We start from the raw sequence: 12,284 nt of genomic DNA, 5'->3' as shown, positions 1-12,284 counted from the left end.
GGAGTAGTGGAGTAATAATGGAATTAATACGATGGGCGCTAGAACTAGGAGAATCTGTGCATGGAAATACGTATGAAGAATTGTTGCCACTACTAGATTATTATTATGATCGTGATCATTTAAAAGCGTATTGTATCGCAAATCTTCTGTTAAACATGGACGTATCAGATGAACATCAGCAAAGAATTGAATTAAGAAGGTGCATTGCTGCTTATTATGCTGGACTATATAAAGTAGCAAAAAAACATGCAAAGGATCTTTTACTGAAATATCCGGATGTAGATTTATATAAGAATAATTTAAGGCTAATGGAAGCTTATTTGAATAAAGAATATGATTATTGTTTGTTTATATGCCCAAAGACGTATGGTAGTTTTATAGATGTTGCGCGAGCTTTGAAATGGCGATTGGAGCAAGAGGGAAATACAGCAATCATATCAGAAACAATACTCGAAAATGTGGGGAATACAATTGTTTTTGGAGCGCATACATATGCACATAGCCCACATCTCCTTCCGAAAAATGCAATTATTTATAATTTAGAACAGCTATATGAAGGAAGCCCTTATGCGCATCCTCTTTATTTAATGTTATTAAAAGATAAGGAAGTTTGGGATTATAGTAAACAAAATATAGAATGGTTAAAACAAAGAGGAGTAGGAAAAGAAATAAAACATGTAGGCATGAACTATGCACCAACTTTAGAAATAAAAAAAGATGCATTTGATGAAGAATTAATTGAAGACATTGATATACTGTTTATAGGTGCTCTTAACCCAAGGCGGCAAGCTATATTGGATCAATTAAAAGTCGTTGCCCCGAATTTAAATATTGTTTTTAAAAATAATGCATGGGGAATTGTTAGAAATGAGTTAATTGCCAGGTCTAAAATTATATTAAATATCCACTTTTACTTATCTGGTATTCTTGAAACTCCTCGAGTTTCTTATGCAGTGGCAAATAAGAAATTTATTATTTCGGAAAATAGCAACCCAGAGGACGAAATAGATTGGCCGGGTATTGTATTTACTCCGTATGAAAAAATAATTGAAAACGTAATGAAATATATAGAATTATCAGAAGAACGGAAAAGATTAGCGGAAAAAGCATATAACCATTTTAAAGCAAATGAAAGTTTAGGTACATTGAGCATGAGAGATGAAACAAAGTAATTGTACGAAACTCATACGAAAGTATGAGTTCTTTTTTGTTTATCATACTATTTTATGAAACAAGTTAACTCTTTATATTGTGTTTTGTGTAGAAATTTCTGATAATATATAAGTAGAAATTGAAAACAAAGGGGAGAAATAATCATGAAACTAGTTGTTATTAACGGTACACCAAGAAAATTTGGTAGAACTCGCGTGGTGGCAAAATATATTGCGGATCAATTTGAAGGGGAATTATATGATTTAGCAATTGAGGAGTTACCTTTATACAATGGAGAAGAGTCACAACGTGATTTAGAGGCAGTGAAAAAATTAAAAACGTTAGTGAAAGCTGCGGATGGGGTTGTATTATGTACACCAGAATATCATAATGCGATGAGCGGTGCGCTGAAAAACTCTTTAGATTACTTAAGTAGTAATGAATTTATTCATAAACCAGTTGCGTTGTTAGCGGTTGCTGGTGGCGGTAAAGGTGGAATAAATGCATTAAACAGCATGCGAACGGTCGCTAGAGGTGTTTATGCAAATGCAATTCCAAAACAAGTTGTTCTTGATGGATTACATGTGCAAGATGGTGAACTTGGGGAAGATGCAAAACCATTAATTCATGATGTAGTTAAAGAATTGAAAGCATATATGAGCGTATATAAAGAGGTGAAAAAGCAACTAGGAGTTGAGTGATATGTCATCTCTTTATAAAGATTCACGCTTGTATTTCATTCTAGGGGCCAATAGTCTATCAGCTATTGGTTCCGGTATTGTAATGATAACGATTCCATGGTTGTTAATTAAAGAGAGTGGAGGAGAGACAACGTTTGGTTATGTTTCCATCATCTCAACACTGATTATGTTTTTGTTAACTCCGTTTATCGGGCAAAGTATTGATCGTTTTTCAAGAAAATCTTTATTATTATGTAATGAAGGTATTGGGATAGCCGTAATCGGAATAATGGTTATATGGGGATTTGCTGGGCAATCCTATCATTCTATTCATTATATTCTTATTTATATAGCGGGCTCTTTTTACTATCTATTATTTTATCCTACAATTTTTGCGTTCAACCAAGAAATTTTTCAAGCAGAACATTATAAAAGTTTAAGTGGAACGATGGAAATACAAGGACAGTTAACACAAGTTATTTCAGGAGCAGCCGCGAGCTTTCTAATTGAAGTTGTGTCTTTGAAGTGGATATTGTTAGTAGATATGTTAACTTTTGTAGGAGCATTTTTGCTGTTTTTATGTATACCGTATGTCAAGAAAAAAGAGATTAAAAAGAAAATAACATTTAAGAAGCAATTGTTCGAAGGAATTCACTTTATGAAAAAACGTCCTAAGCTCTTTTGGTTCTTACTTGCTACTTATATGCCGTTTATAGGTGTCATGATGGCAAATTATTTAATACCAGTTTATATTTCGGATATACTTAAAGCTAATGCCTCTGTATACGCGATAGAGGGAATGATGTACGGTGTTGGAGCTGTTGTTGCAGGAATCTGTATTCCACTGATAATGAAATATGTCAAAACAGAAGTTTCAATCGTTATGACGATGTGCATTTATGTAATTTCAATTACCGCAATGATTATTGAACCTTCCGTAATGTTGTTATATGGACTAGCGATTTTTCATGCGATTGGAAATGCGGGGACAAGAGTGGCGAGAAATGTATTGATGATGGAGGAAATCCCAAACGAAGTAATGGGACGTGTTGACAGCTTATTTCGATTAATTGGTACAGGAATAAGAATTGTATTATTAATGCTGTTTACAGCTGGTGTATCTAAAGCTGGGGTAATGCTCCCGTTTTACGTACTTAGCTGTATATTGATTCTATCATTAGGAATTGCTCTTTATTATGTATATTCACAACGTAAAGTAGGGACGAAAGTTTTTAATAAATCAATCGTTTAAAAAACACTTCTGCCTTCCAATCTTTTTTTATATAATAAAAAGAAAGGGAGTGCAAACATATTTATGAACAAATGGATATTACTTATAATCTTATTATTACCACCACTATACATTCTTTGTATGACCTTTCGAATGAAGAAAGTTGCTCGTGAAAAGCTGAGCCATCACTCTCCGTACGTTCTTATATTAGGTGCAAAGTTATTTGGAGATAGACCGTCTTTATCTCTTCAAAACCGTTTGGATGTAGCATTGGAATATTTAGTTTCTCATCCTGAAGCGAAAGTAATTGTTTCAGGTGGTCAAGGAGAAGATGAAGATATACCGGAAGCTCATAGTATGAGGAACTATTTAATGGTACATGGTATAGATGAGAGTCGTATTTTAATAGAAGATCAATCTACAAATACGTATGAGAATTTAAAGTTTAGTATAGATTTATATGATGTGAAACATGCGGTAGTTGTAAGCAATACGTATCATTTATATAGAACGAAAATAATTGCAAAGCGTTTAGGCATGAGGATGGAGGCACTAGCTGCTGAAACGCCAATGCGCTCTAAGAGAAAAATGTATGTGCGTGAATACGCCGCTATAATGAAAACCATATTGTTAGACCGTTAGAGCTCAAATGTGAGCTCTTTTTTTGTTGAATAATGCGTATCATTTGAAATGAATTCCATATTCCATCAAAATAAAGGAAACAACGATAAAGGAGTTGTATTTGTGATTCAGTTTAATCAAGTGTCAAAATCATATGAAGATGGCACAAAAGCAGTGGATTCATTGCATTTAGAAATTAAAAAGGGAGAATTTTTTGTTCTCATTGGTCCGAGTGGTTGCGGGAAAACAACGACAATGAAAATGATTAATCGTTTAATTGAAACGACAGAAGGCTCAATTTTAATCGATGGAAAAGATATTCAAGAATACAATATTAATGAATTACGATGGGATATAGGGTACGTGTTGCAGCAAATCGCTTTGTTCCCTCATATGACAATTGCTGAAAATGTTGCAGTTGTTCCTGAAATGAGAAAGTGGAGCAAAGAAAAAATAAAAGCTCGTGTCGATGAGTTGCTCCAGATGGTCGGGCTAGATCCAGACGTATATCGCGATCGCATGCCTGATGAATTATCAGGAGGACAAAAACAACGTGTAGGTGTCGTGCGGGCATTAGCCGCAAACCCGAAAATCGTTCTTATGGATGAACCATTTAGTGCGCTAGATCCATTAAGTAGAGAACAGCTTCAGAAGGATATCGTACAATTGCAAAAGAAGATTCAAAAAACAATTGTATTCGTAACACATGATATGCAAGAAGCATTATCACTTGGAGATCGCATTTGTGTTATGAAAGAAGGAAAAGTTGTTCAATTAGATACGCCAGAAGGAATTATACATAACCCGAAAAATGAATTTGTAGAAGAATTCATTGGAAATCGTGGAAGACCTTGGTATGAGGGGAAAAGTATTGAAGATGTATTGCCACATGATGAAAGTATGCGGATAGAAGGGGAGGCACTATCATTACATTCTTCTTTACAAGAAGCATTAGTTCGCCTGCGAGCTGATGAAGTCGTTCCAGTTGAAGAAAATGGTCGATATGTTGGAGCTTTAACAAGTCGTCATATTGTCAATTATATCGTTGAACAAATGAAGGAAAGAGGCTAAACAGTGACTGATTTTATACAGACGTTCCAAGAACGAAAAATAGAATTACTAACTGCATTAAGTGAGCATTTACAAATATCGCTTATTTCATTATTTTTTGCAGTAATTATTGCGGTACCGCTTGGCATTTTATTAACGAGAAAAGAGCGAATGGCTGAATTTATAATAGGAACTTCTGCAGTAATGCAGACAGTGCCATCACTTGCATTGCTCGGACTATTAATTCCGTTAGTAGGAATCGGAAAACTTCCAGCGATTATCGCATTAGTTGTGTATGCACTATTACCTATTTTACGCAATACATATACAGGAATACGGGAGTTAGATGAATCTTTAATTGAAGCAGCGAAAGCTATGGGGATGAATAGCTGGAGAAGACTGTGGAAGGTAGAGCTTCCTCTTGCGTTACCAATTATTATGGCCGGTATTCGTACGGCAATGGTATTAATTGTTGGAACGGCTACATTAGCAGCTCTTATAGGTGCTGGTGGGCTTGGTAAACTCATATTGCTTGGTATCGATCGGAATGATCATGCGCTTATCATTTTAGGGGCCGTACCAGCCGCGTTACTTGCTTTATTCTTTGATGTAGTACTTCGGGTGCTTGAGAGTCCAAAACGTTCGTCTAAGCGTGTTATATTGACGATATGTATTGTTTGTATAATGGTTGCTTCTCCATTTCTTTGGAATACCGAAAAGAAAGATATTGTTATTGCGGGCAAACTTGGATCAGAACCTGAAATTTTAATTCAAATGTATAAGCAGCTTATTGAACAAGATACCGATTTACATGTACAATTAAAACAAGGTCTTGGAAAAACATCATTTGTATTCGAAGCGTTGAAATCAGGGGAAGTAGATATATACCCTGAGTTTTCGGGAACAGCTTTATCTACATTCGTGAAAGAAGAGCCAAAAAGTACAAATCGGGATGAAGTATATGAGCAGGCTCGCGTTGGAATGGAAAAGAAATATAGTATGGTTATGTTGAAACCAATGGAGTATAACAATACATATGCACTAGCTATGCCGAAAAAAATAGCAGATCAAAAGAATATAAGTACAATTTCTGATTTAGGAAATATTGCACAGGATGCTAAAGTAGGGTTCACATTAGAATTTGCTGATCGTGAAGATGGTTATAAAGGAATGCAAAAATTATATAACTATAAGTTCTCGAATGTTAAAACGATGGAGCCGAAGCTGCGTTATAGCGCAATTGAATCTGGAGATGTTAACGTAATCGATGCATATTCAACAGATAGTGAATTGGAACAGTACGGACTTAAAGTGTTAAAAGATGATAAAGGGTTATTCCCACCATATCAAGGTGCACCGTTATTAAGAAAAGAGACATTACAAAAATATCCTGAACTTGAAAAAGTATTAAATAAATTATCTGGAAAAATTACAGATGAAGAAATGCGAAAAATGAATTATGAAGTAAATGTGAATGGTAAAAGTAGTGAAGAAGTCGCAAAACAATTTTTACAAAAAGAGAATTTACTTCGTTAAATTTACAAAAAATATACAAATTCATATGTATGAAATGACCGTTCATTATAAAATGAACGGTTTTTTTGTGCATACTTATACATTTTTTCAAAAAAGTATTCCATTTTTCTTCATTTTCTTTTAGAATAAGTAATGTTTTCCTGAAAAAATATAAGAGAAGCGTCTATTAGAGAAAAAGGTGACTTTAATAGTTGAACGAACATAACACCTAGAATGACAGATGGGGTGGTACAAATAGAAAAGAAGTTAGGATTTTTTCCATTAATTGCATTAGTAGTCGGAACAATGGTTGGTGGCGGTGTTTTTAGTTTACCGCATGATTTAGCAGTAGGAGCAAATAGCGGCTCTATCATAATTGGCTGGTGTATTACAGCGATGGGAATGATTCCACTCGCGCTCGTATATCAAACGTTAGCAAGAAAGAAACCAGAGCTTGAGGGCGGGATTTATAGTTATGCACGTGCTGGTTTCGGTGAATATATCGGATTTAACAGTGCTTGGGGATACTGGTTAGCAGGAATTTTAGGAAACGTTGCAACAATCATGTTACTGTTTAGTACATTAGGTTATTTCTTCCCCATTTTTAAAGGTGGAAATAGTGTTGCGTCTATCGTAGGAGCATCACTTTTATTATGGACACTTCATTTTCTAATTTTATTTGGCATTCGTGAAGCATCTATTATGAATGTGATTGCAACAATAGGGAAATTGGTACCAATCGTATTATTTATTGTTGTAATGGTAACAGCGTTTCGCTGGGATACATTTACACATGATTTTTGGGGAGAAGGAACTATTTCAGTTTCCTCTATACTTGGTCAAGTGAAGAATACAATGCTTGTAACTCTTTGGGTTTTCATCGGGGTTGAAGGAGCGGTAGTATTATCTGGAAGAGCGAAAAATAGTCGAGACGTCGGTAAAGCGACAGTATTAGGACTTATTTTAGTAATGTCTATTTATATTTTAATTTCTGTCTTGTCAATGGGAGCGATGACAAGAGGAGAACTTTCTGTTTTAGAAACGCCGTCAATGGGACATGTATTAGAACATGTTGTTGGGACGTGGGGCGCAGTAGCGATTAACATCGGGTTAGTTGCTTCACTTGTAGGTACATTAATAGGTTGGTTTTTACTTGTTTCTGAAATTTCCCATGTAGCAGGAAAAGATGGCGTGTTTCCGAAAGTCTTTACGAAAACAAATAAAAAACAAACACCGCATATGGCATTATGGATCTCAAATGGCGTTGCCCAAGTTATATTTATAATCGTTCTGTTTTCAGAGTCAACATATCAAATTATGTATTTCATAGCGTCAACATCAATTTTAGTACCATATTTATTATCAGCGTTATTCCAATTCAAATTAGTGATTACAAATGAACTAAAAGATGCAAAAGTGAAAAATGGTTCGCTAGCTTTAATTGCTTCACTTTACTCTATATGGCTTATTTATGCAGCTGGTTTGAAGAATTTATTGCTCGTTTCAATCGTATACGGAATTGGGATCATTGTTTATGTGTACGCAAGAAAAGAAAAAGGAAATCGTTGTTTTACTCGTATAGAGAGATATGTAATGTGGGCAATTGTCGTAGCAGCTGTTACATCTCTTTATATGTTATTGACTGGAAATATAAAAATGTAAAAGTCCTTTTCATTTAAAGGGCTTTTTTCTTTGTCTATAGAATATTTAATACATAAGATATTCAGGAGGGATGAAAATGGAAGGAAAAGAACAGTTGAACAGAATTGTTGATTTAGCGAGTGAAGTAAGGAAAGTGTTAGTGCAAGAATCTTTTTTTAATCATCATCCTGAACTGCGAGGAGTGATTGAAAATTTAGCGAGTGCGGTAGAGAATTTGGCGGAATTACAGCAACATAAAGATGAAAACGCTGAAGATCGTTTACGATATGTACTTGCTAAAATGAAAATTGCTCATAATGCCATCTTACAAGAGAAAAACGCATTTCCATCTCATTAATATACGATTTCATTTTGAACCTGGCGGATAACGTCAGGTTTTTTGTTTCTAGTTTTGCGTTTCTTTCATACACTAAGAATAGTATGAAAAAAGAAGGTGACGAAGGTGAAATTACATAAAGCTTTTCAGCCAAGTTTTATAAAACGAATGTACTATATGAGATTTATTGGGAAGTTTACAAAAGCAGAGAGTGAGAAGAGTGGAGAGAATTTCTTTATACAATGCCTATCGCCAATACCATTCACGTTGCAAGAGCAATTAAAAAATGAACCATATGTATTTGAAGGTTTATGTAGCAATAAAAAGAATGAAAAAGTCTTTTCGGAATTAAAAAAAAGAAAACTAGAAAAGCAATTGGTTATGTTTCGTCTTTATTATGAAAGAGGACATATATACGTGGAGTTAATTTGTACAGAAGAACCGCGAGAAATAGCAAACGGTTATAAAATGATTCCAGTACCTAAAGTTTCCGATTATAAAAAGGGAGAGTCTTTAGAAAGAAAACTTAGTAATGGTTATTTGTCATTTCTAATGCCAAAATATCCGAAAGACTTTGAGCCCCCTGAGTTATTGTGGCATGAGGGAAGGTTATATGGAAATATATCTTTAAAGTCATCGTCAATTAGTTCAATCGCATATTTTGAACAGCAGCGGGAATGTAAGTATATAGAACTTAATGACTGGATGAAGTATGTAGAAATAGCGGTAGAAGATCAATTATATTTTGTAAGCAATCATGTGTATGAGCAATTAAAAAAACGAATAACTGAAGAAGGTAAGCTTGTAGAGGTAGAGGAAATAAAAGTGCAAAAGGATGAATGGGAATGGGATGAGCGTGAATCCGTCTTTTTACAGTATGTGAAAAGTTTTGTACGTAATAGAGGGCTATATTTGGATGAAACAGATATTTATAACTTTCATATAAGTACAAAAACAAATATGTTGACGATTCTGGGGGGGATACCAGGTGCTGGAAAATCCCGTTTTGTGCAAGCTTATGCAGAAGCACTTGGATTACAATACGGGGAAGAATTGGTTTGGATCCCGATTTCACCATCATATCAAGAACCACATGATTTACTTGGTTACCTTCATCCAAATGGTACTTTTATTGAAAGTGAAACAAAATTAGTTAGGGCGTTAATGAAGGCAAAAGAAAATCAAAATCAGCTGTATATAATCGTTTTTGATGAAATGAATATGTCACATATTGAGCATTGGTTTACTCCATTTCTATCTGTTCTTCAACTTGAAAAACAAAATCGTATTTTAAATTTATATGAAGGTGTGCAAGAAAAAGAAAATTCAATTCCGCCAACAATTGAAATTGGAGAAAATATTATATTTGTTGGTACTGTGAATTTTGATGAAACAACGAAGGAGCTCTCAGATCGATTATTAGATCGGACGAATGTAATAACTTTACGAAAGATTCCGTTTTGTGAGATGTGTATGGAGCAAGAGAAAGTTGTATTACAACCACCTCTGAAAGTAACTGCAGGAGAATTTCGCATAAATTGGGTCAGGAATAAAACGATGATTGAGGTGTTTTCTGAAGAAGAGTTAGAGCTATTAGATAAGTTACATGGTGTATTGTCATCACACGATACGTCAAAGGGAATTTCTTTTCGATGTGCAAATGCAATTGCTACTTATTTGCAAAATATACCGTTCCAAAATAATCATTCTTATATGATTAGTAGAGAGGAAGGATTTGATTTACAAATAAAGCAACGTGTATTGACGAAAATAAGAGGGACTGAAATGATGGTTGGGTCTTTACTTTCAGAGGAAGTAAAAAGGGGGGCAACATTAGTACCTCTTTTGCAATCTCCACTTGCAAACAGAGTATCTACATTTGAACACTCTTTAGCATATATAAGAGAAAAGCGTAGAGAACTGGAGTTGTATGGTTATGCAAAATGATGGACGATACGAAACAGAAATCGTTGATACGAAAGAAACGCTTCCTTTTGTATTAAAGTTAATTATTGGAACGGAGTCAAAAGGAGAATATATTTTATTAAATCGTCTTTGTACCTCTGCAACAGCATTAGTTCAATGTATTTATAAAGTGCAAGAATTAAAACCAATTAGATTGCAATACCATTATGAAAATCCAATGAATATTACTTTTATATGGAATAAAGTCTATGAGGGACAGAAAAATATAAAAGAGACAAAATATGAAATAAATGAAAAAAAACAAAAGGTATTAATATATGAACATGGAAAAACGGAATTCTTTTATCCATGGCGTTGTGGTTTATATCATTTTGAGGTGAATATAGAAGATCGAACGTATTATGGCGCTTTTCAAGTCGTTCCAAAAAATTTTTTTGATGATCAATTTGAAATGATTCAAAACTATGTGAAGTCAATTTTAAATGAGTTGATTTTAGATAGAGGTTATTATAAAAAGACTTTCTCTGCACTTAGCGATATTGAAGATTCTTCTTATCTAGTGTTACTTAGAAAGTTGCCGCAAAAAATGAAAAAGATAAAGCAAATTTTTAAGAAAATAGAATCGAGTTCAAAATTTATACATGAATATAAATGGGAAGAAAAGGAGCGGAAAGTAACGAGGAAAGGAGCGGTAGTGGCGGAAAGAAAACCGTACGCAAAATATTATAATCGTAAGTTTATCGAACAAAAAAATAGTATAGAAAATGCATTTCTTAAATTTAAAGCGATGCAATTTTATCTTTATTTACTTGAAGCCGAAAGTTTTTTGCGTCAAACAATTGAAATATTAGAAAGAGAAAAAAAGAAGAAATCAGAAGAATTTCAAGCTGTAAAAACGATTATACAAACAATTGAGCGTAATGGATCAGTGACCGATAGAGAGAAACAAAAATATAAAAATATACATTTACTAAAAGAGGCGGATTTACGAAAAAGTTCTATGAAGATACAAGAATATAAAATTTTAGCGCATTTCGTACATGATAGTGTACAATACTTTCAAACTTTAATGCATTCTCCATTTTGGAGAGAAGTTTCTGAAACGGGTAGAATGAACGCACATAATTTACCGATACCACATCAACAATTACTACAGCATTTAGATTTACTCCCACAATATACAGATCAATCTCCATCTTTATTATTTGTTTATAAACCAACTTTTTTAGTGTATGAATATTACGCTTTTTTTATCGTTATTTCCATGTTAGAGCAAATTGGTTTTGAAGCTAGAAATTCCATTCGTGAACAAATACAAGAACATTTTTATGTAGATGGATTACAAGATGGAACGACAGTAGTTTTACATCGAGATGATATGAAAGTCCATGTCGCATTTAATGATTTAATTGAAACACATCCTCTTATTGCATTAAGTAAAGGGAGTAATTTTTATAATGGAGAAGATACGAAGAAGCCAGATATTCGCTTAGACTGTTATGTAAAGGGGGAAGAGAAATACGTCTATCAATCTTCTATTATTATTGAAGTGAAGTATAGCCCAATGTACAATATTTTTCAGCACGTTGGGAATACGAAAGCAACTGAGCAAATGTATAAGTACTGGTCTATAAAATTTGTAGAAGAACAGGATGGAAAGCGAGTCTATCATCGAAGGGCCATTTATGAAGTCATTTGTGTATATCCAGGAAGTCATATGCATGGTAAAAAAATTGAGTCTGGTTGTGGTATTTTCTTACAATTATATCCATATAAAACAAAGCAAGGGGAAGAGAAATTAGCTGGAAAACATGGAATGGTACAAATTTTTGAGAAGTGGTTAAAAAGCATGAAGAAGTAAAAGAAATCCTTTTTTATAAAGGATTTCTTTAGATTAAGAAGAATTATATGCAGTAGGGGAGACGGCTTCATACGATATGAATTTGCAAGTAATATAAATATATTGTGAGAAGGATGGTACATGAGGGATAAGAGATGATTATGATGGAATTTAATTCGTTTTGCAGAATATAATAAGTCATAAATATTTTTAGTTGCATACGAAGATTTGTTCTTATATGATAGATAGTGAAAGCGTTATCAAAAACAGAGCGGCGATGGGAAAGGCGGG

At 33.9% G+C, this 12,284-nt stretch carries 10 protein-coding genes; all 10 read left to right on the top strand.

Going from position 1 to position 12,284, the window contains the following annotated elements; genetic code table 11:
- Nucleotides 1–17 precede the first annotated feature (17 nt).
- The 10 genes from QCI47_RS16740 to QCI47_RS16695 all read left to right on the top strand — a co-directional run bounded on the left by QCI47_RS16740 (nt 18) and on the right by QCI47_RS16695 (nt 12,014).
- Nucleotides 18–1,172 carry a CgeB family protein gene (locus QCI47_RS16740; RefSeq protein ID WP_353811877.1) on the top strand — a complete coding sequence of 385 codons (1,155 nt, stop codon included), beginning with the start codon at nt 18–20 and terminating at the stop codon, nt 1,170–1,172.
- 144 nt (nt 1,173–1,316) lie between these two features.
- Nucleotides 1,317–1,853, top strand: coding sequence for an NADPH-dependent FMN reductase (locus QCI47_RS16735; protein ID WP_000780354.1), 537 nt, complete (start codon nt 1,317–1,319; stop codon nt 1,851–1,853).
- A 1-nt stretch (nt 1,854) separates the two neighbouring features.
- Nucleotides 1,855–3,084 carry an MFS transporter gene (locus tag QCI47_RS16730; RefSeq protein ID WP_000097178.1) on the top strand — a complete coding sequence of 410 codons (1,230 nt, stop codon included), beginning with the start codon at nt 1,855–1,857 and terminating at the stop codon, nt 3,082–3,084.
- Between the two features lie 63 nt (nt 3,085–3,147).
- Nucleotides 3,148–3,705 carry a YdcF family protein gene (locus tag QCI47_RS16725; RefSeq protein WP_001045788.1) on the top strand — a complete coding sequence of 186 codons (558 nt, stop codon included), beginning with the start codon at nt 3,148–3,150 and terminating at the stop codon, nt 3,703–3,705.
- A gap of 102 nt (nt 3,706–3,807) precedes the next feature.
- Nucleotides 3,808–4,755 carry an ABC transporter ATP-binding protein gene (locus QCI47_RS16720; RefSeq protein WP_000614093.1) on the top strand — a complete coding sequence of 316 codons (948 nt, stop codon included), beginning with the start codon at nt 3,808–3,810 and terminating at the stop codon, nt 4,753–4,755.
- 3 nt (nt 4,756–4,758) lie between these two features.
- Nucleotides 4,759–6,270 (top strand): ABC transporter permease/substrate-binding protein, encoded by a 1,512-nt coding sequence (locus QCI47_RS16715; RefSeq protein WP_309422751.1) that lies wholly within the window; start codon nt 4,759–4,761, stop codon nt 6,268–6,270.
- A gap of 213 nt (nt 6,271–6,483) precedes the next feature.
- Nucleotides 6,484–7,911, top strand: a complete 1,428-nt coding sequence (gene arcD / locus QCI47_RS16710) for an arginine-ornithine antiporter (protein ID WP_000129462.1) — start codon at nt 6,484–6,486, stop codon at nt 7,909–7,911.
- Nucleotides 7,912–7,987: 76 nt separating this feature from the next.
- Nucleotides 7,988–8,248 (top strand): hypothetical protein, encoded by a 261-nt coding sequence (locus tag QCI47_RS16705; RefSeq protein WP_000398576.1) that lies wholly within the window; start codon nt 7,988–7,990, stop codon nt 8,246–8,248.
- A 105-nt stretch (nt 8,249–8,353) separates the two neighbouring features.
- The gene (locus tag QCI47_RS16700; protein ID WP_353811875.1) at nt 8,354–10,174 is read left to right on the top strand and encodes an AAA family ATPase; all 1,821 of its coding nucleotides are present in this window, start codon (nt 8,354–8,356) and stop codon (nt 10,172–10,174) included.
- Nucleotides 10,164–12,014 carry a hypothetical protein gene (locus QCI47_RS16695; RefSeq protein WP_309422749.1) on the top strand — a complete coding sequence of 617 codons (1,851 nt, stop codon included), beginning with the start codon at nt 10,164–10,166 and terminating at the stop codon, nt 12,012–12,014. The genes QCI47_RS16700 and QCI47_RS16695 overlap by 11 nt, the downstream gene beginning before the upstream one ends.
- Nucleotides 12,015–12,284: the final 270 nt, after the last annotated feature.

The organism is Bacillus cereus group sp. RP29 (genome assembly GCF_040459765.1).
GTDB lineage: Bacteria > Bacillota > Bacilli > Bacillales > Bacillaceae_G > Bacillus_A > Bacillus_A paranthracis.
The sequence above is the reverse complement of the archived record's forward strand: the minus strand, read 5'-3'. Positions and strand labels throughout refer to the sequence as shown.